General features: G+C 67.7%; 30 protein-coding genes. All 30 read left to right on the top strand.

Features of this window, described 5'->3' with window-relative positions; translation table 11 throughout:
• Positions 1–410: 410 nt before the first annotated feature.
• The 30 genes from rpsJ (at position 411) to rplQ (ending at position 18,551) form a co-directional block, all read left to right on the top strand.
• Positions 411–719, top strand: a complete 309-nt coding sequence (rpsJ, locus tag M3E84_RS09885) for a 30S ribosomal protein S10 (protein ID WP_006213509.1) — start codon at positions 411–413, stop codon at positions 717–719.
• A gap of 17 nt (positions 720–736) precedes the next feature.
• Positions 737–1,393 carry a 50S ribosomal protein L3 gene (gene rplC / locus M3E84_RS09890; protein ID WP_259896017.1) on the top strand — a complete coding sequence of 219 codons (657 nt, stop codon included), beginning with the start codon at positions 737–739 and terminating at the stop codon, positions 1,391–1,393.
• 5 nt (positions 1,394–1,398) lie between these two features.
• Positions 1,399–2,025 (top strand): 50S ribosomal protein L4, encoded by a 627-nt coding sequence (rplD, locus tag M3E84_RS09895; RefSeq protein WP_259896018.1) that lies wholly within the window; start codon positions 1,399–1,401, stop codon positions 2,023–2,025.
• Positions 2,022–2,324: a 50S ribosomal protein L23 gene (gene rplW, locus M3E84_RS09900; protein WP_006213506.1), complete on the top strand. Its 303-nt coding sequence runs from the start codon at positions 2,022–2,024 to the stop codon at positions 2,322–2,324. Before rplD ends, rplW begins: the two co-directional genes overlap by 4 nt.
• Positions 2,325–2,357: 33 nt before the next feature.
• Positions 2,358–3,197, top strand: a complete 840-nt coding sequence (gene rplB, locus M3E84_RS09905) for a 50S ribosomal protein L2 (RefSeq protein WP_259896019.1) — start codon at positions 2,358–2,360, stop codon at positions 3,195–3,197.
• Between the two features lie 12 nt (positions 3,198–3,209).
• Positions 3,210–3,491, top strand: coding sequence for a 30S ribosomal protein S19 (gene rpsS, locus M3E84_RS09910; RefSeq protein WP_006213504.1), 282 nt, complete (start codon positions 3,210–3,212; stop codon positions 3,489–3,491).
• A 50-nt stretch (positions 3,492–3,541) separates the two neighbouring features.
• Positions 3,542–3,907 (top strand): 50S ribosomal protein L22, encoded by a 366-nt coding sequence (gene rplV, locus M3E84_RS09915; protein WP_006213503.1) that lies wholly within the window; start codon positions 3,542–3,544, stop codon positions 3,905–3,907.
• On the top strand, positions 3,908–4,726 hold the full coding sequence (rpsC, locus tag M3E84_RS09920; RefSeq protein ID WP_259896020.1) for a 30S ribosomal protein S3: 819 nt from the start codon (positions 3,908–3,910) through the stop codon (positions 4,724–4,726). It abuts the gene before it with no gap.
• On the top strand, positions 4,726–5,142 hold the full coding sequence (rplP, locus tag M3E84_RS09925; protein ID WP_006213501.1) for a 50S ribosomal protein L16: 417 nt from the start codon (positions 4,726–4,728) through the stop codon (positions 5,140–5,142). The genes rpsC and rplP overlap by 1 nt, the downstream gene beginning before the upstream one ends.
• Positions 5,143–5,172: 30 nt before the next feature.
• A complete protein-coding gene (gene rpmC, locus M3E84_RS09930; RefSeq protein ID WP_006213500.1) occupies positions 5,173–5,397 on the top strand; it encodes a 50S ribosomal protein L29 in 225 nt (74 codons plus the stop codon).
• Positions 5,394–5,681 carry a 30S ribosomal protein S17 gene (gene rpsQ / locus M3E84_RS09935; RefSeq protein WP_259896021.1) on the top strand — a complete coding sequence of 96 codons (288 nt, stop codon included), beginning with the start codon at positions 5,394–5,396 and terminating at the stop codon, positions 5,679–5,681. The genes rpmC and rpsQ overlap by 4 nt, the downstream gene beginning before the upstream one ends.
• 460 nt (positions 5,682–6,141) lie before the next feature.
• Positions 6,142–6,513, top strand: a complete 372-nt coding sequence (gene rplN, locus M3E84_RS09940) for a 50S ribosomal protein L14 (RefSeq protein ID WP_259896022.1) — start codon at positions 6,142–6,144, stop codon at positions 6,511–6,513.
• Positions 6,513–6,857 carry a 50S ribosomal protein L24 gene (gene rplX / locus M3E84_RS09945; RefSeq protein WP_006213497.1) on the top strand — a complete coding sequence of 115 codons (345 nt, stop codon included), beginning with the start codon at positions 6,513–6,515 and terminating at the stop codon, positions 6,855–6,857. Before rplN ends, rplX begins: the two co-directional genes overlap by 1 nt.
• Positions 6,857–7,417: a 50S ribosomal protein L5 gene (rplE, locus tag M3E84_RS09950; protein WP_259896023.1), complete on the top strand. Its 561-nt coding sequence runs from the start codon at positions 6,857–6,859 to the stop codon at positions 7,415–7,417. Before rplX ends, rplE begins: the two co-directional genes overlap by 1 nt.
• 64 nt (positions 7,418–7,481) lie before the next feature.
• On the top strand, positions 7,482–7,880 hold the full coding sequence (rpsH, locus tag M3E84_RS09955) for a 30S ribosomal protein S8 (RefSeq protein WP_006213495.1): 399 nt from the start codon (positions 7,482–7,484) through the stop codon (positions 7,878–7,880).
• A gap of 30 nt (positions 7,881–7,910) precedes the next feature.
• Complete coding sequence (gene rplF, locus M3E84_RS09960; RefSeq protein ID WP_259896024.1) at positions 7,911–8,447, top strand: 50S ribosomal protein L6; 537 nt, start codon at positions 7,911–7,913, stop codon at positions 8,445–8,447.
• Between the two features lie 2 nt (positions 8,448–8,449).
• Entirely contained in the window at positions 8,450–8,824 is a 375-nt protein-coding gene (gene rplR, locus M3E84_RS09965) for a 50S ribosomal protein L18 (protein ID WP_024289933.1), read from the top strand.
• Complete coding sequence (gene rpsE / locus M3E84_RS09970; RefSeq protein ID WP_259896025.1) at positions 8,821–9,531, top strand: 30S ribosomal protein S5; 711 nt, start codon at positions 8,821–8,823, stop codon at positions 9,529–9,531. The genes rplR and rpsE overlap by 4 nt, the downstream gene beginning before the upstream one ends.
• Positions 9,531–9,740: a 50S ribosomal protein L30 gene (gene rpmD / locus M3E84_RS09975; protein WP_024289934.1), complete on the top strand. Its 210-nt coding sequence runs from the start codon at positions 9,531–9,533 to the stop codon at positions 9,738–9,740. Before rpsE ends, rpmD begins: the two co-directional genes overlap by 1 nt.
• 2 nt (positions 9,741–9,742) lie before the next feature.
• Complete coding sequence (rplO, locus tag M3E84_RS09980) at positions 9,743–10,234, top strand: 50S ribosomal protein L15 (RefSeq protein ID WP_259896026.1); 492 nt, start codon at positions 9,743–9,745, stop codon at positions 10,232–10,234.
• 294 nt (positions 10,235–10,528) lie between these two features.
• Positions 10,529–11,839: a preprotein translocase subunit SecY gene (secY, locus tag M3E84_RS09985; protein ID WP_259896027.1), complete on the top strand. Its 1,311-nt coding sequence runs from the start codon at positions 10,529–10,531 to the stop codon at positions 11,837–11,839.
• 78 nt (positions 11,840–11,917) lie between these two features.
• Entirely contained in the window at positions 11,918–12,481 is a 564-nt protein-coding gene (locus M3E84_RS09990) for an adenylate kinase (protein ID WP_259896028.1), read from the top strand.
• A gap of 157 nt (positions 12,482–12,638) precedes the next feature.
• On the top strand, positions 12,639–13,469 hold the full coding sequence (gene map / locus M3E84_RS09995) for a type I methionyl aminopeptidase (protein WP_259896029.1): 831 nt from the start codon (positions 12,639–12,641) through the stop codon (positions 13,467–13,469).
• A 245-nt stretch (positions 13,470–13,714) separates the two neighbouring features.
• Entirely contained in the window at positions 13,715–14,875 is a 1,161-nt protein-coding gene (gene rlmN, locus M3E84_RS10000) for a 23S rRNA (adenine(2503)-C(2))-methyltransferase RlmN (RefSeq protein WP_259896034.1), read from the top strand.
• 240 nt (positions 14,876–15,115) lie between these two features.
• Entirely contained in the window at positions 15,116–15,337 is a 222-nt protein-coding gene (gene infA / locus M3E84_RS10005; protein ID WP_006213485.1) for a translation initiation factor IF-1, read from the top strand.
• A 61-nt stretch (positions 15,338–15,398) separates the two neighbouring features.
• Positions 15,399–15,512 (top strand): 50S ribosomal protein L36, encoded by a 114-nt coding sequence (gene rpmJ / locus M3E84_RS10010; RefSeq protein ID WP_259896030.1) that lies wholly within the window; start codon positions 15,399–15,401, stop codon positions 15,510–15,512.
• Positions 15,513–15,694: 182 nt separating this feature from the next.
• The gene (rpsM, locus tag M3E84_RS10015; protein WP_259896031.1) at positions 15,695–16,063 is read left to right on the top strand and encodes a 30S ribosomal protein S13; all 369 of its coding nucleotides are present in this window, start codon (positions 15,695–15,697) and stop codon (positions 16,061–16,063) included.
• 78 nt (positions 16,064–16,141) lie between these two features.
• The gene (gene rpsK, locus M3E84_RS10020) at positions 16,142–16,546 is read left to right on the top strand and encodes a 30S ribosomal protein S11 (RefSeq protein ID WP_006213482.1); all 405 of its coding nucleotides are present in this window, start codon (positions 16,142–16,144) and stop codon (positions 16,544–16,546) included.
• A gap of 153 nt (positions 16,547–16,699) precedes the next feature.
• Positions 16,700–17,701, top strand: a complete 1,002-nt coding sequence (locus M3E84_RS10025) for a DNA-directed RNA polymerase subunit alpha (protein ID WP_259896032.1) — start codon at positions 16,700–16,702, stop codon at positions 17,699–17,701.
• 85 nt (positions 17,702–17,786) lie between these two features.
• Positions 17,787–18,551 (top strand): 50S ribosomal protein L17, encoded by a 765-nt coding sequence (gene rplQ / locus M3E84_RS10030; RefSeq protein WP_259896033.1) that lies wholly within the window; start codon positions 17,787–17,789, stop codon positions 18,549–18,551.
• Positions 18,552–18,579: the final 28 nt, after the last annotated feature.

Raw genomic sequence — 18,579 nt, forward strand, 5'->3', positions numbered from 1 at the left:
GTGGACAGGTCGCTTGGGGCCGCGATCTTCGCGGGCGCCGTCTCCGGAGAGCTGCGCCACACGGACACGCCCGGGGTTGCGGGGGGTTCGCGGACCGTGGCAAGATGTACGGCGTTGTTCGCGCATCTGTGCTTGTCGACAAGCGCCCAGGAAGCAGGTTCAGACCTCTGAAGAGGTGCTGAACGCAGCGAACCCCTCTGAACGACCCTCCCGTGATCCGGGATCGATGCTGTCATCTGCGCAGAGCGTCTAGACGACACGCCCGACCCCGGGGGACGGTGCTCCGGCAGGCTGAGGAACCCGACCGCGTCGGATTCAGCCTGTGCGGGGAGGCGCAGAAGACAGCGCCACGCATAAGGAGCCTCGGCTCCGTCACAGGGAAGTACTTGAAGAAAGAGAGTCACGACGCCATGGCGGGACAGAAAATCCGCATCCGGCTGAAGTCCTATGACCACGAGGTCATCGACGTCTCGGCCCGCAAGATCGTCGAGACGGTGACCCGTGCCGGCGCAACCGTCGTCGGTCCGGTGCCGCTGCCGACCGAGAAGAACGTGTACACCGTGATCCGGTCGCCGCACAAGTACAAGGACAGCCGTGAGCACTTCGAGATGCGCACGCACAAGCGCCTGATCGACATCGTCGATCCCACGCCGAAGGCCGTCGACTCGCTCATGCGACTCGACCTGCCGGCCGATGTGAACATCGAAATCAAGCTCTGATAAGGACCGCAGACGCAATGACTACGACTTACGAACGCCAGATGAAGGGCATCCTGGGCACCAAGCTCGGCATGACCCAGGTCTGGGACGAGAACGGGAACCTGGTTCCCGTCACCGTGGTCCGGGCTGACACCAACGTTGTGACCCAGCTGCGGACCCCGGAGAACGACGGCTACTCCGCCGTCCAGATCGGCTACGGCCAGATCGACCCCCGCAAGGTGACCAAGCCCCTGGCCGGTCACTTCGAGAAGGCCGGCGTGACCCCGCGCCGCCACCTGGTCGAGCTGCGCACCTCGGATGCCGCCGAGTACTACCTGGGCCAGGAGCTCAGCGTCGAGATCTTCGAGGCCGGCGCACGCGTCGACGTCGTCGGCACCACCAAGGGCAAGGGCACCGCAGGTGTCATGAAGCGCCACGGCTTCGCCGGCGTCTCCGCATCCCACGGTGCCCACAAGAACCACCGCAAGCCGGGCTCGATCGGCAATGCGTCCTACGCCGCGCGCGTCTTCAAGGGCATGCGTATGGCCGGCCGCATGGGCAACGAGCGCCACACCACCACCAACCTCAAGGTGCACGGTGTGGATGCCGAGAACTCCCTGCTGCTCATCAAGGGCGCCCTGCCGGGTGCCAAGGGTTCGGTCGTCCTCGTCCGCACCTCCGTGAAGGGAGCCTGATACTCATGGCAACTGAGACCATCAACGTGGACCTCCCCGCTGAGATCTTCGACGCCAAGTCCTCGGTGCCGCTGATGCACCAGGTCGTCGTGGCGCAGCTCGCGGCCGCCCGCCAGGGCACCCACAAGACCAAGACCCGCGCCGAGGTTTCCGGCGCCGGCCGCAAGCCCTTCAAGCAGAAGGGCACGGGCCGCGCCCGTCAGGGCTCCATCCGCGAGCCCCAGATGACCGGCGGCGGCATCGTGCACGGCCCGGTGCCGCGCGACTACTCGCAGCGCACGCCCAAGAAGATGAAGGCCGCCGCCCTGCGCGGTGCCCTGTCGGACCGTGCCCGTCACGGCCGCATCCACGTGGTGCAGACCCTCGTCGAGGGCACGACCCCGTCCACCGCTGCCGCCAAGGCCGCGCTGGCTGGTCTGACCTCCCGCAGGCACGCTCTCGTGGTGCTCTCGCGCCAGGATGACGTCGCGGCTCTGTCGGTGCGCAACCTGCAGAACGTGCACAGCATCTACGCGGATCAGCTGAACACCTACGACGTGCTGGTCAGCGACGACGTGGTCTTCACCAAGGATGCGTACGACGCATTCGTCGAGGCCGCGACGGCCGGCAAGAAGCAGGAGGACGCCAAGTGAGCGTGACCTACAAGGACCCCCGCGACGTCATCGTCGCTCCGGTGCTCTCCGAGAAGTCGTACTCCCTGATGGATCAGGGCCAGTACATCTTCCAGGTGACCCCGGATGCGAACAAGATCGAGATCCGCCAGGCCGTCGAGTCCATCTTCGACGTCAAGGTGGCCTCCGTGAACACGATCAACCGTGCCGGCAAGCGGAAGCGCACGCGCTTCGGCTGGGGGCAGCGCAACAGCACCAAGCGTGCCGTGGTGACGCTGTCCGAGGGCACCATCGACATCTTCGGCGGTTCCCAGGGCTGAGGCCCGGGAACAGAGTCAACGAGGAACTAGAACATGGCTATTCGCAATCACAAGCCCACGACGCCGGGCCGCCGCGGCTCGTCCGTCGCGGACTTCGCAGAGATCACGCGCTCGACCCCGGAGAAGTCCCTGCTGCGCCCGCTGCCCAAGAAGGGCGGGCGCAACAACCTGGGTCGCATCACCACGCGCCACAAGGGCGGCGGGCACAAGCGCCAGTACCGCGTCATCGACTTCCGTCGTCATGACAAGGACGGCGTGGACGCCAAGGTCGCGCACATCGAGTACGACCCGAACCGCACCGCGCGCATCGCGCTGCTGCACTACGTGGACGGCACCAAGCGCTACATCCTGGCGCCCAAGCGCCTGACCCAGGGCAGCGTCGTCGAGTCCGGCCCGTCGGCCGACATCAAGCCCGGCAACAACCTGCCGCTGCGCAACATCCCGGTCGGCACCACGCTCCACGCCGTGGAGCTGCGCCCGGGCGGCGGCGCCAAGCTGGCCCGCTCGGCCGGCGCCTCGGTGCAGCTGGTCGCCAAGGAGGGCAAGTACGGTCAGCTCCGTCTGCCCTCCGGCGAGATCCGCAACGTCGATGTCCGCTGCCGCGCGACCGTCGGCGAGGTCGGCAACGCCGAGCAGTCGAACATCAACTGGGGCAAGGCAGGCCGCAACCGCTGGAAGGGCATCCGCCCGACCGTGCGCGGCGTCGTCATGAACCCGGTCGACCACCCGCACGGCGGTGGCGAGGGCAAGACCTCCGGCGGCCGTCACCCGGTCAACCCGAACGGCAAGCCCGAGGGTCGCACCCGTCGCCCCAACAAGGAGAGCGACAAGCTCATCGTCCGTCGCCGTCGCACCGGCAAGAACAAGCGCTGAGGAGCCTGAACCATGCCACGCAGCCTGAAGAAGGGCCCCTTCGTCGACCAGCACCTGTATCTCAAGGTGGCCAAGGAGAACGAGAAGGGCACCAAGAACGTCATCAAGACGTGGTCCCGTCGCTCGATGATCGTGCCGGACATGCTCGGCCACACCATCGCGGTGCACGACGGCCGCAAGCACATCCCGGTGTTCGTCACCGAGTCCATGGTCGGTCACAAGCTCGGCGAGTTCGCGCCTACGCGCACCTACCGCGGCCACGTGAAGGACGACAGGAAGGGCAAGCGCCGCTGACCTCACGGTCGCAGCGTTTGACTTCCCGATAAGACGAGAAGAGGAAAGCAATGGAAGCCAAGGCATCCGCGCGCTACGTTCGCGTGACGCCGATGAAGGCCCGGCGCGTCGTCAACCTGATCCGTGGCCAGCAGGCGCACGAGGCTCTGGCGATTCTGAAGTTCGCCCAGCAGGGCGCTTCCGAGCCGGTGTTCAAGGTCCTGTCCTCGGCGGTCGCCAATGCGCGGCAGACCGCCGATCAGAAGGGACTGCCGTTCCGCGAGGAGGAGCTCGTCGTGAGCGAGGCCTTCGTGGACGAGGGTCCGACGATGAAGCGGTTCCGCCCGCGAGCCCAGGGCCGCGCGTTCCGCATCAACAAGCGCACGAGCCACATCACCCTGGTCGTGGCGACCCCGGAGAACGAGGAGGTCCGCTAAGTGGGACAGAAGATCAATCCCAACGGCTTCCGTCTGGGAATCACCACGGACCACGTCTCGCACTGGTTCACCGATTCCAACAAGGCGGGCCAGCAGTACAAGGACTATGTCCGCGAGGACATCCAGATCCGCAAGCTGATGGACACCGGCATGGAGCGCGCCGGCATCTCGAATGTCGAGATCGAGCGCACCCGTGACCGCGTCCGCGTGGACATCCACACGGCGCGTCCGGGGATCGTCATCGGCCGCCGCGGCGCCGAGGCCGATCGCATCCGCGGCGAGCTCGAGAAGCTCACGGGCAAGCAGATCCAGCTGAACATCCTCGAGGTCAAGAACCCCGAGACCGATGCCCAGCTGGTCGCCCAGGGCGTCGCAGAGCAGCTCGCCTCGCGCGTGGCCTTCCGCCGCGCCATGAAGAAGTCCATCCAGTCGGCGCAGCGCGCCGGCGCCAAGGGCATCCGCATCCAGTGCGCCGGCCGTCTGGGCGGCGCCGAGATGTCCCGCTCGGAGTTCTACCGCGAAGGCCGCGTGCCCCTGCACACCCTGCGCGCGAACATCGACTACGGCTTCTTCGAGGCCAAGACCACCTTCGGCCGCATCGGCGTGAAGGTCTGGATCTACAAGGGCGACCTGACCTCCAAGGAGCTGGCAGCTCAGGAGGCGGCAGCCCCGTCCCGCGGCCGCGGCGGAGACCGTCGCGGCGGAGGCGCCGGCGATCGCCGTCGTCGTCCCGAGCGCACTGACCGCAATGATCGCGGTGGACGTCGTGGAGAGCGCTCCGGCGACGCCCCCGCAGCGAATGCAGAGGGTGGTAACTGATGCTCATCCCCCGTCGTGTGAAGCACCGCAAGCAGCACCACCCCAAGCGCGGTGGCACTGCGACCGGCGGCACCACGGTCTCCTTCGGAGACTGGGGCGTCCAGGCACTGACCCCGGCCTACGTCACCAACCGGCAGATCGAGGCGGCTCGTATCGCCATGACCCGCCACATCAAGCGCGGTGGCAAGGTCTGGATCAACATCTTCCCGGACCGTCCGCTGACCAAGCGCCCCGCTGAGACCCGCATGGGCTCCGGCAAGGGCTCGCCCGAGTGGTGGGTCGCCAACGTCAAGCCGGGACGCGTCATGTTCGAGCTGGGCGGCGTGTCCGACGAGGTGGCCCGCGAGGCCCTTCGCCTGGCCATCCACAAGCTCCCGATGAAGGCGCGCATCGTGCGTCGCGAAGGCGGTGAATGATCAATGGCCGTTGGATCCAAGGATCTGAACATGGAGAAGCTCGTCGAGCTCGACGACGCCGCTCTCCAGTCCGAGCTGAAGAAGGCCAAGGAGGAGCTGTTCAACCTGCGCTTCCAGTCGGCCACGGGTCAGCTCGAGAGCAATGGCCGCCTGAAGGCCGTCAAGCGCGACATCGCGCGCATCTACACGGTGCTGCGTGAGCGCGAGCTGGGCATCCGCGGCGCAGCCGAGACCTCGAAGGATGGTGCCAAGTGACCGAGCAGCCTCAGAACACCGCTGAGACCGAGCAGCGCGGAGACCGCAAGTCCCGCCGCGGCTACGTGGTCTCGGACAAGATGGACAAGACCGTCGTCGTGCAGCTGCAGGACAACGTCACCCACGCCCTCTACGGCAAGGTGATCCGCCGCACGCAGAAGGTCAAGGCCCACGACGAGGCCAACGAGTGCGGCGTGGGCGATCTCGTCCGCATCGCCGAGACCCGTCCGCTGTCGGCCCAGAAGAACTGGCGCATCGTGGAGATCATCGAGAAGGCCAAGTGATCTGATGCTCCCGCAGCGCGGGAGCGACCGGGGACCCCGCCGCCCGCGGGGGACCGCGGCCGAGCGCCCCACCACCGCTGTCGCGGGGGGGGGGCGCTTCGTCATCCCCGCCGGCGGTCATCAGGACGTGATGCGCCTCAAGCTCCGATCCGCGCTGTGATGCGGATCCGAGCCTGTCGAGCAGGTGCGTCCTGTGCTAGAGTTTCTCCCTTGTGTGGGCATCTCTATGCCCCCGCCCCTCTGCCTTCCGTGCCAGCGCATAATGCTCGCGGCTTCGGCGCGCCCTCGGGCACACCGGCATGACCACGAGTCCAGATGCTTCTGGCACGGTGCGGCGGAGCCCCTGCCGGAGCGCCCCGTGCGGTGCCGGTGGAGGGGGATCCATCCGACGAACTGTTCCGCAAGGCCCGCCCCTGCTCTCGAAGGGTGCGAGAACCAGCGTGACGACAGGAGAACAACAGTGATTCAGCAGGAGTCGCGACTCAAGGTCGCCGACAACACGGGTGCGAAGGAGATCCTGACCATCCGCGTTCTCGGTGGCTCTGGCCGTCGCTACGCAGGAATCGGCGACACGATCGTCGCCACCGTGAAGGACGCCATCCCCGGCGGCAACGTCAAGCGCGGCGATGTCGTCAAGGCCGTCATCGTGCGCACGCGCAAGTCGCGTCGTCGCCCGGACGGCTCGTACATCCGCTTCGACGAGAACGCCGCGGTCATCCTCAAGTCCGAGGGCGGCGATCCGCGAGGGACGCGCATCTTCGGCCCGGTCGGGCGCGAGCTGCGCGACAAGAAGTTCATGAAGATCGTCTCCCTGGCACCGGAGGTGCTCTGATGCCCAAGTTCAAGATCAAGACCGGCGACCTGGTCCAGGTCATCACCGGCAAGAAGGAAAACAAGGGCAAGCAGGGCAAGGTCCTGCGTGTCATCACCGAGACCGAGCGTGTGGTCGTGGAGGGCGTCAACGTGATGACCCGTCACAAGCGCCCGACCATGCAGGGTGAGTCCGGCGGGATCGAGAAGGTCGAGGCCCCGATCCACATCTCGAACGTCGCCCTGGTCGATCCCGAGACCAACAAGCCGACCAAGGTCGGCTACCGCACCGAGACGGTGGAGCGCAACGGCCGGACGAAGACCGTGCGCGTCCGCGTCTCCAAGACCACCGGCAAGGATCTGTGATGACTGAGACCACCATCGCCCCGCGCTTCAAGAACAAGTACGACGAGGTCGTCGTGCCGGCGCTGCAGGAGCAGTTCGGCTACCAGAACGTCATGCAGATGCCGCGCATCACCAAGGTCGTCGTCAACATGGGCGTCGGAGATGCCGCCAAGGACTCCAAGCTCATCGACGGTGCCGTGCGCGACCTCACCGCGATCACCGGCCAGAAGCCGGTCATCAACCGCGCCCGCAAGTCCATCGCCCAGTTCAAGCTGCGTGAGGGCATGCCGATCGGCTGCCACACCACGCTGCGCGGCGAGCGCATGTGGGAGTTCCTGGATCGACTTGTGACCCTGGCGCTGCCCCGCATCCGCGACTTCCGCGGTCTGTCGGACCGTCAGTTCGACGGCAACGGCAACTACACGTTCGGCCTGACCGAGCAGGCGATGTTCCACGAGATCGATCAGGACAAGATCGACCGCGTTCGCGGCATGGACATCACCGTGGTCACGACCGCCACCTCCGATGATGAGGGCCGCGCACTGCTCAAGGCGCTCGGCTTCCCCTTCAAGACCAACTGAACCACTACGTCGCAGGTCCCGCCCTCGGGCGGGAAACCATGACGAGGAAGGGCTAGAGCCCACCATGACAATGACAGATCCTGTCGCAGACATGCTGACCCGTCTGCGCAACGCCAACTCGGCTTACCACGACACCGTGGCCATGCCGTACTCGAAGCTGAAGGCCCGCCTGGCGGAGATCCTCAAGGCCGAGGGCTACATCGAGGACTGGACCGAGGAGCCGGCTCGCGTCGGCAAGACCCTGGTCCTGAACCTCAAGTTCGGTCCGCAGCGCGAGCGCTCCATCGCGGGTGTGCGCCGCATCTCAAAGCCCGGACTGCGCGTCTACGCGAAGTCCACCAACCTGCCCCGAGTCCTGGGCGGCATGGGCATCGCGATCATCTCCACCTCTTCCGGCCTGCTGACCGATCGTCAGGCCGCGAAGAAGGGCGTGGGCGGCGAAGTCGTCGCTTACGTCTGGTGACCCGCTAGCAGAGGAAGGAAGGAAGAGAACATGTCACGTATCGGACGTCTCCCCATCTCTGTGCCCAGCGGCGTCGAGGTGAAGATCGATGGCTCCCTGGTCACCGTCAAGGGACCCAAGGGGGAGCACCAGCACGAGATCGCAGCGCCGATCACCGCCGTCCTGGAGGACGGCGTGATCACGGTGTCGCGACCCGATGACGAGCGCGAGTCGCGGTCCCTGCACGGGCTGACCCGCACTCTCATCAACAACATGATCGTCGGTGTCACCGACGGCTACTCCAAGGGCCTCGAGATCGTGGGCACGGGCTACCGGGTCACGCCGAGGGGCAAGGACCTCGAGTTCGCCCTGGGCTACTCGCACCCGGTCCCGTTCGAGGCTCCCGAGGGCATCGAGTTCGCCGTCGAAGGCGCGAACAAGGTGTTCGTGAAGGGCACCGACAAGCAGCAGGTCGGCTATGTGGCCGCCAAGATCCGCGCCCTGCGCGCCCCGGAGCCCTACAAGGGCAAGGGCGTTCGCTACGCGGGCGAGCAGATCCGTCGCAAGGCCGGAAAGGCAGGTAAGTGACCATGGCTCTCAAGTTGAAGAGGGGCAAGTCGAAGTCCGCGGCGCGCAACCGCCGTCACCTTCGCGTCCGCAAGCACGTCTCGGGAACCGCCGAGCGTCCGCGCCTGGTCGTGAACCGCTCCAGCCGGCACATGTTCGTCCAGGTCATCGACGACAAGGCCGGTGTGACGCTCGCGTCCGCATCCACCATGGAAGCCGAGCTCCGCGCCGCGGAGTCGGACAAGTCGGAGAAGGCCAAGCGCGTGGGCGAGCTCGTCGCCGAGCGCGCGAAGGCAGCCGGCATCGAGGCCGTCGTGTTCGACCGCGGGGGCAACAAGTACCACGGTCGTGTGGCAGCCGTCGCTGACGGCGCCCGTGAGGGAGGTCTGGCACTGTGAGCGAGCAGAACACCGAGAACACCACCACCGAGGCTCAGACCGAGTCCACCGGTGCAGAGCAGTCCAACCAGGGCCGCAACGATCGCGGCGGGCGCGGCGGCAATGACCGCGGCGGTCGCAATGATCGCGGCGGGCGCGGAGGCAACGACCGCGGCGGCCGCGGCGGCCGTGGCGGACGCGACGAGGAGAAGGACAAGTTCCTCGAGCGCGTCGTGACCATCAACCGCGTGTCCAAGGTCGTCAAGGGCGGCCGCCGCTTCAGCTTCACCGCGCTCGTCGTGGTGGGCGATGGCGAGGGTATGGTCGGCGTCGGCTACGGCAAGGCCAAGGAGGTCCCCGCGGCCATCCAGAAGGGCGTCGAGGAGGCGAAGAAGAACTTCTTCCGCGTCCCGCGCATCGAGAACCGCACCATCCCGCACCGCGTGCAGGGCGAGGCCGCCGCAGGCGTCGTCATGCTGCGTCCGGCGACCCCGGGTACCGGTGTGATCGCCGGTGGTCCGGTGCGCGCCGTGCTCGAGTGCGCCGGCATCCACGACGTCCTGTCGAAGTCGCTGGGCTCGTCCAACCAGATCAACATCGTGCACGCGACCATCGAGGCGCTGCGCATGCTCGAGGAGCCCGCCGCTGTGGCTGCTCGTCGCGGCCTGTCGATGGAGGACGCCATCCCGGCGCCCCTGCGCGGCATCCAGCAGAAGGCAGGTGCGTGATGACCACTCCGAAGCGAATCAAGGCTGACGGCCGGGACATCCGGATCACCCAGACCCGTTCCGTGGTCGGCCAGAAGCAGAACATGCGCGACACCCTGCGTTCCCTGGGCCTCAAGCGCCCCGGCAACGTGGTCGTCCGCAAGGCGGATGAGGTGACGGTCGGCATGGTCAACACCGCCGCCCACCTCGTGCAGGTTGAGGAGGCCTGATCATGGCTGAGCAGAACACCGACAGCGTCGTGTCCGTGGACGGCACGACCTCGAACGCCCTGAAGATCCATCACCTGCGTCCGGCCCCGGGCGCCAAGAAGGCCCGCCAGCGCGTGGGCCGCGGTGAGGCGTCGAAGGGCAAGACCGCAGGCCGCGGCACCAAGGGCACCAAGGCCCGCTACCAGGTGCGTCCGGGCTTCGCAGGCGGGCAGCTCGCGCTGCACATGCGCCTGCCGAAGCTGCGCGGCTTCACCAACCCGTTCCGCGTCGAGTACCAGGTCGTGAACCTGGACCGCCTGGGGGAGCTGTTCCCGCAGGGCGGCACGGTGGATGTCGACCAGCTCGTGGCCAAGGGCGCGGTTCGCAAGAACCAGCCGGTCAAGGTGCTGGGCGACGGCGAGATCTCCGTGGCCGTGAACGTGACGGCGCACAAGTTCTCCAAGTCGGCCGCCGAGAAGATCTCGGCCGCGGGCGGTTCGACCACCGCTGTGTGATCCTGGCGGCGGGCTAGGCGGCCCCTGAGGATCCGCCCCGAGTCCGCCATCAGATCGCGACCAGAAGGGCCTGTCTCCCGAAGGGGAGGCAGGCCCTTCTGCCGTGTCCGTGCACCGCACGGAGCCGTAGGGGTGTGAGAAGGCGCTCTTGGGGTCGATGCGCCGATGCTGGACACGGTGGTTAGACTTGCACGGGCCATCGCGGCCCTACGCCGACCCCCGCCCGCCCCAGGGCGTTCGCCGGATGACGGAAGACCGGCCGACGGTCAGCCCCCACGACCAGAGGAGAGTCGATTGCTCAGCGCTTTCGGACGGGCGTTCAAGACTCCCGAGCTGCGGAACAAGCTGCTGTTCACCATCGGGATCATCGTGATCTACCGCTTGGGCACCTTCGTTCCGGCTCCCGGTGTGGACTACGGCAATGTCCAGCAGTGCCTGGCACTGGGCAACGCCAGCGGCGGCGTGTACGACCTGGTCAACCTGTTCAGCGGCGGTGCGCTGCTGCAGGTCTCGATCTTCGCCTTGGGCGTCATGCCCTACATCACGGCGAGCATCATCGTGCAGCTGCTGCGGGTGGTCATCCCGCGCTTCCAGGAGCTGCACGAGGAGGGACCGCAGGGGCAGGCGAAGCTGACGCAGTACACGCGCTACCTGACCATCGGCCTGGCGCTGCTGAACGCGACCACGATCGTCTCCCTCGCCCGCTCGGGCCAGCTGCTGGGCGACTGCCCGCTGCCGATCATCCCGAACGACTCGGTGCTCACCGTCGCGATCATCATCATCGCGCTGACCGCCGGCACCACCGTGATCATGTGGCTCGGCGAGCGGATCACGGAGCACGGCGTGGGCAACGGCATGTCGCTGCTGATCTTCACCTCGATCGCGGCGTCATTCCCGTCGGCCCTGGGCCAGATCTTCAACACGCAGGGCGCGCTGGTCTTCGGCCTCGTCTGCCTGGTCGGGCTCGTGGTGATCATCTGCGTGGTCTTCGTGGAGCAGTCCCAGCGGCGCGTGCCGGTGCAGTACGCCAAGCGGATGATCGGCCGCCGCACGATCGGCGGCTCGACCACGTACATCCCGCTGAAGGTCAACATGGCCGGCGTCATCCCGATCATCTTCGCCTCGTCCATGCTGATGCTGCCCGGGCTCGTGACCCAGTTCGCGGCCCCCACGGACGGCTCGCCCATGCCGGGGTGGATCAACTGGATCAACACCTATCTGGCCTCCGGCGATCACCCGGTGTACATGGTCACCTACTTCCTGCTGATCGTGTTCTTCACGTACTTCTACGTCTCGATCACGTTCAACCCGGAGGAGGTCGCGGGGAACATGAAGCGCTACGGCGGCTTCATCCCCGGCATCCGCGCCGGGCGGCCCACCGAGAAGTACCTGCAGTACGTCATCAGCCGCATCACGCTGCCGGGCGCTCTGTACCTCGGTGTGGTCTCGATGATCCCACTGGTGGCCCTCGTGCTCTTCGACGCCAATCAGAACTTCCCGTTCGGCGGTCCCTCGCTGCTCATCATGGTGGGTGTGGGACTCGATACGGTGAAGCAGATCGACGCCCAGCTCCAGCAGCGCCACTACGAGGGCCTGCTGCGCTGACGCGCTGGCGCCGGCGCGCAGAGCGGGCCCGGCGCAGCCATCCACCATCCACCATCCGCTCCAGATCAGGAGAAGCACATGACTCGCATGCTGATCATCGGCCCGCCCGGTGCGGGCAAGGGCACCCAGGCGGTGCGCATCGCCGAGCGCCTGGGGATCCCGGCCATCTCGACCGGCGACATCTTCCGGGAGAACATCCGCGGCGCCACGGAGCTCGGCAAGGAGGCCCAGTCCTACACCGATGCCGGCAACCTGGTCCCGGACTCCGTGACCAACCGCATGGTGCGCGATCGCCTGTCCTGGGACGATGCCGCCGAGGGCTTCCTGCTCGATGGATACCCGCGCAACACCGCGCAGGCCGAGGAGCTCGACCGCATCCTCCAGGAGTCCGGCGCCGAGCTGGATGTCGTGCTGCAGCTGACCGCGGACAGGGACGAGCTGGTCTCCCGTCTGCTCAACCGCGCGCAGGAGCAGGGCCGCACGGATGACACCGAGGACGTCATCCGCCACCGGCTGGATGTCTACGACCGCGAGACCGCTCCGGTCATCGACCTCTATGCTCAGCGCGGCTTGGTCACCGAGGTCGACGGCCTCGGCACCATCGACGAGGTCACCGAGCGGATCGCCCAGGCCCTGGCCTGATCGGCCGCGGCTCTGCGCAGCGGTCGCCGTGAGCCCGAGGCTTTGGAGCAGCTGCGCAGCGAAGGAACGCCATGACCCCAGCGGGGGTCGCACGACTGTGCAGGGCCGGTGCCGCGGGCACCGGCCCTGCACAGTGTCCGAGCAGAGAGGGGACGGCATGTTCGGCCGTCGGAAGATCGAGTACAAGACCGATGAGCAGCTGCGCGGGATGGTCCGCGCCGGCGTGGTGACCTCGCGCGCGCTCGACGCCGCGGTGGCCGCGGCCCGGCCGGGGGCGACGACCGCCGACGTCGACGCCGCGTTCCGCGAGGTGCTGGCGGCCCACGGGGCCACCTCCAACTTCCTCGGCTACTACGGCTATCCGGCCACGGTCTGCGTGTCCGTCAACGAGGAGGTCGTCCACGGCATCCCGGGCGAGCGCGTGCTGCAGGCCGGTGACATCCTCTCGATCGACGGCGGCGCGATCGTCGACGGCTGGAACGGCGACTCCGCCCGCACGGTCATCCTCGGCAAGCCGACCGAGGAGGACCAGCTGCTCTCAGAGGTGACCCGGGAGGCCATGTGGCGGGGCATCGCCGCGGCTGCCACGGGCACGCGCGTCGGCGACATCGGCGCGGCGATCGAGGACCACGTGCGCGAGCGGGTCGGCCAGCGCCTGGGGATCCTCGAGGACTACGTGGGCCACGGCATCGGCTCCCAGATGCACATGGCCCCGGATGTGCTCAACTACCGGGCCTCCGGAGGATCGCCTGCGCTGAAGCCCGGAATGTGCCTGGCGATCGAGCCCATGCTGGTCACCGGAGACATCGCCACCTCCACCCTCGCCGATGACTGGACCGTGGTCACCGACGACGGCGGCCGCGCCAGCCAGTGGGAGCACTCCGTGGCCATCCACCGCGGTGGCCTGTGGGTGCTGACTGCCGAGGACGGCGGAGCCTCCGAGCTCGAGCCGCTGGGCGTCACGCCCGTGCCGATCCCCGGCAGCTGACCCGCCGCCCTGAAGCCCCCTTGACGACTGTGCGACCCTGACGGAGACGCGCCGCACGAACCGACACCGCCCCGCCGGGGCCTGGAGACACCGTGAGCCAGACCAGCCAGCCGCTGCCGCACCCCACCGTGGGCCGACCCGAGACGCCGATCGCACCGGTCGAGGAGCTCGACGAAGCCCAGATCCTGGGCGACGAGTCCGAGACCGAGATCTCGCAGCTCGAGTCCGCCCAGCCGCCGGTGGACATGGAGCAGACGGATCCGGATGCCGGCACACCGGACACGCCGCGCCCAGTGCCGGGCCAGCTCGTGTTCCAGGCCGCCCGTCGCGGCAAGCCTCCGCGCCACCTCGCCGACACCGATATGGCCGGGCGCCGTGAGATGCTCACGCAGATGGGGCACAAGCCCTTCCGCGCCGAGCAGCTCTCCCGCCACTACTTCGAGCGCTTCGCCTCCGATCCGGCCGATATGACCGACCTGCCCAAGGGCGGACGCGAGCAACTGGTGCACGACACCATGCCCGAGCTGCTCACCACGGTGCGCACGCTCAAGGCCGACGGAGGAGACACCGTCAAGCGCGTGCACCGGCTGTTCGACGGAGCGCTCGTGGAGTCGGTGCTGATGCGCTATGCGAACCGCGTGACCATGTGCATCTCCTCGCAGGCTGGCTGCGGCATGAACTGCCCGTTCTGCGCGACCGGGCAGGCCGGACTGACGCGCAACCTCTCGGCGGCCGAGATCGTGGGCCAAGTGGTCGAGGGCATCCGCATGACGCGCGACGGAGAGGTGGGCCGCCGCGAGCAGGATCCGCAGCGGGTCTCGAACATCGTCTTCATGGGGATGGGCGAGGCATTGGCCAACTACAAGGCGACCATGCAGGCGGTCCACCGCCTGATCGACCCCGCTCCGGAGGGGCTGGGCATCTCCGCGCGCGGGCTGACCATGTCGACCGTCGGGCTCGTGCCCGGCATGCGCAAGTTCACCCTGGAGGCCCTGCCGATCACCCTGGCCCTGTCGCTGCACGCCCCCGACGACGAGCTGCGCGACGAGCTCATCCCGATCAACAACCGCTGGAAGGTCGACGAGGCGCTGGACGCGGCGCGCGAGTACTTCGACGCCACCGGCCGGCGCGTGTCCATCGAGTACGCCCTGATCCGCGACATGAACGACCAGGGCTGGCGCGCCGATCTGCTGGGGGAGAAGCTCAACGCCCGCGGGGCCGGCTGGGTGCACGTCAACCCCATCCCGCTGAACCCCACCCCCGGCTCCAAGTGGACGGCCTCGCGTCGGGGCGTGGAGCAGAACTTCGTCGAGCGCCTGCGCGCCCACGGAATCCCCACGACCGTGCGCGACACTCGCGGCTCGGATATCGACGGTGCCTGCGGGCAGCTGGCCGCGGCGAGCTGAGGCCGCGCGAGAGGGGAGCAGGATCACCTCGATCGCCTTGTCCGCGGGCGCACAGTAGCGTATCGTCTCCTGCTGGTTGTCTGCGTAACCGTCTGCGTGCCCGGACATGCAACCGCACCCGTTCCTGCGCCTTCGCGGCGCTGGTCGTCGTGCGCGCCGCCCTCGCAGCAGGCGCATGCAGGCAGTGAACCGAACCCCGTCCGACTCCCTCGGGAGCGGGCACTGAAGTGAGCGGAGTACATGGCTAAGAAAGACGGAGTCATCGAGATCGAAGGCGGCGTGGTCGAAGCGCTCCCGAACGCAATGTTCCGGGTTGAGCTCGACAACGGCCACATCGTCCTGGCCCACATCTCCGGAAAGATGCGCCAGCACTACATCAGGATCCTCCCGGAGGACCGTGTGGTGGTGGAGCTGAGCCCCTACGACCTCTCCCGGGGTCGGATCGTCTACCGCTACAAGTGAGTCGGAGCGCCGTCGGCACAGCCGGCGGCACCGATTCGTCCAGCAAACGCGAAGGAATGCGATGAAGGTCCAGCCGAGCGTGAAGCAGATCTGCGACAACTGCAAGGTGATTCGCCGTAACGGGCGAGTCATGGTGATCTGCGAGAACCCGCGCCACAAGCAGCGTCAGGGCTGATCCAGCCCTGAGGCGAGATATCCGCCGCATCAGCGGCGGATGACAGAGGCACCGCTCCCGACCGGAGAGATCCAGGCGGGCACCCCCGGGCACGGAGGCCGGGGACCACGACGCAGGGCTCAGCCCCCGCAGTGGACAGCGATGCTCCAGACCTCCGGAACGAACCGAGGAGAACAGCCGACATGGCACGTCTCGCAGGCGTCGATCTTCCGCGCGACAAGCGCGTGGTGATCGCACTCACGTACATCTACGGCGTCGGGCACACCCGCGCCAAGGAGGCCGTCGCGGCCACCGAGATCCCCGCGGAGGTCCGGGTCAAGGACCTGACCGACTCCCAGCTGGTCGCACTGCGCGACTTCATCGAGGGCAGCTTCAAGGTCGAGGGCGATCTCCGCCGCGAGGTCGCCGCCGACATCCGCCGCAAGGTCGAGATCGGCAGCTACCAGGGCATCCGCCACCGTCGCGGTCTGCCTGTGCACGGTCAGCGCACCAAGACGAACGCTCGCACCCGCAAGGGCCCCAAGCGCACCGTCGCCGGCAAGAAGAAGTAACGCGCTCACCTGATCTGAACCGGTGCGATCGCCCGTCGCGCCGAAGGCACAGAAGACCACTACGCAGCAGGAGTAGAAATGCCCCCTAAGACTCGTGCGACCGCCGCTCGCAAGCCGCGTCGCAAGGACAAGAAGAACGTCACCCAGGGCCAGGCCCACATCAAGTCGACGTTCAACAACACCATCGTCACCATCACCGACCCCTCGGGTGCGGTCCTCTCCTGGTCCTCGGCCGGCGAGATGGGCTTCAACGGCTCCCGCAAGTCGACCCCGTACGCCGCGCAGATGGCCGCTGAGGCCGCTGCCAAGCGTGCGCAGGAGCACGGCGTCCGCAAGGTCGACGTCTTCGTCAAGGGCCCGGGATCCGGACGCGAGACCGCGATCCGCTCCCTGCAGGCCACCGGCATCGAGGTCGGCTCGATCCAGGACGTCACCCCGAGCGCTCACAACGGCTGCCGCCCCCCGAAGCGCCGCCGCGTCTGATCCCCGGCACGGCCGAGTCGCGACGGGGCTCGAAGCCCGTCGCGCCGGCCGTGCCCTCCGCCGCCGTCGGACCCTGTTCCGACGGCAGCGTCCAGAGAGTGCTCCACCACCTGCGTGCGTCATATAGCGGAGGCACGCCGAAAGGAAACATCAGTGCTCATTGCACAGCGTCCTGCCCTTTCCGAAGAGGTCGTGGCCGATAACCGCTCCCGGTTCACCATCGAGCCGCTGGAGCCCGGCTTCGGCTACACCCTCGGCAACTCGCTTCGCCGCACCCTGCTCTCGTCGATCCCCGGCGCCGCTGTCACCAGCGTGCGCCTGGACGGCGTCCTCCACGAGTTCTCGACCATCGAGGGCGTGAAGGAGGATGTCACCGAGCTCATCCTGAACGTCAAGAAGCTGGCCGTGTCCTCCGAGGAGGACGAGCCCGTCACCGCGTACCTGAACAAGCAGGGCCCCGCCGAGGTCACTGCCGCTGACATCCAGGTGCCGGCCGGGGTCGAGATCCACAACCCGGGTCTGCCGATCGCCACACTGAACTCGAAGGCCAGCCTCAACCTCGAGCTGACCATCGAGCGCGGCCGCGGCTACGTCACCGCCGCTCAGAACAAGCTGGCAGATGCCGAGATCGGCCGCATCCCGGTCGACTCGATCTACTCGCCGGTGCTCAAGGTGACCTTCCGCGTGGAGGCCACCCGCGTCGAGCAGCGCACGGACTTCGACCGCCTGGTCCTGGACGTGGAGACCAAGGAGTCCATCTCCCCGCGCGATGCCATGGCTTCTGCCGGCACCACGCTGGTGGAGCTGTTCGGCCTGGCCCGTGAGCTCAACGTCGAGGCCGAGGGCATCGAGATCGGCCCGTCCCCGACCGACACCGCCATGTCCGCTGACATGGCGCTGCCGATCGAGGATCTCGAGCTGACGGTGCGCTCCTACAATTGCCTCAAGCGCGAGGGGATCCACAGCGTGGGCGAGCTCGTGACCCGCTCCGAGGCGGATCTCATGGACATCCGCAACTTCGGCGCGAAGTCCATCGACGAGGTCAAGGCCAAGCTCCAGGAGCTGGGCCTCGCTCTCAAGGACTCGCCTCCCGGGTTCGAGGCCGCCGCGCGGCCGGCGTCCATCGACGACGAGAACCCGTTCGACGTTCAGTAATCCTTCCGCCTCTCCTCATCCGGACCGACCGGCGCCACGAGCGTCGGACGGCAACGGCTGAGTCACTTCCAGGAGACCAATCACCATGCCTGCACCTACCAAGGGACCCCGCCTCGGCGGCAGCCCGGCGCACCAGCGCCTGATCCTGCGCAACCTGTCGCAGCAGCTCTTCGAGCACAAGCGCGTCACCACCACCGTGACCCGTGCTCGTCGCGTGCGCCCCTACGCCGAGAACCTGATCACGGCCGCCAAGAAGGGCGACCTCAACGCCCGTCGCAAGGTCCTGGGCCAGCTGTCCGACAAGTCCGTCGTGCACGAGCTGTTCACGACCATCGCCTCGGCGATGGAGGACCGTCCGGGCGGCTACACCCGCATCACCAAGATCGGCAACCGCAAGGGCGACAACGCGCCCATGGCGGTCATCGAGCTGGTCATGGAGCCCGTGGCCACCGCCTCGACCGTCGCCGAGGCAGAGGCTGCTGCGCGCACCGCCGCTCCGGCCGCCGAGCCGGCCGTGACCGAGGACGTCGTGTCGGATCCGTCGACCCCGCTGGCGGAGGAGGGCGGCGCCAGCGCCGCCGCCGTCGACCCGCAGGTCGCCGAGGCAGAGGCATCCACCGGTGTCGAGGCCGACGAGTACGCCGGCTCCGCCAAGCCGCTCGAGTCCGGCGAGGCCCCCGAGGGCTTCTCCATCAAGGGCAACAAGGACTCCATGAAGTTCCACGTGCCCGGCTCGCGCTGGTACGCCTCGACCCGTGCCGAGGTCTGGTTCGACACCAAGGCCAACGCCGAGGCCGCCGGGTTCGCCCCGGCAGGCGGTGCTGCCGCCCAGAAGATCGACGGCGAGTGATCTTCGCGCTCTGAGGCTCTCGGGCCCC

The organism is Kocuria sp. p3-SID1428, from assembly GCF_025149945.1.
Taxonomy (GTDB): Bacteria; Actinomycetota; Actinomycetes; order Actinomycetales; family Micrococcaceae; genus Kocuria.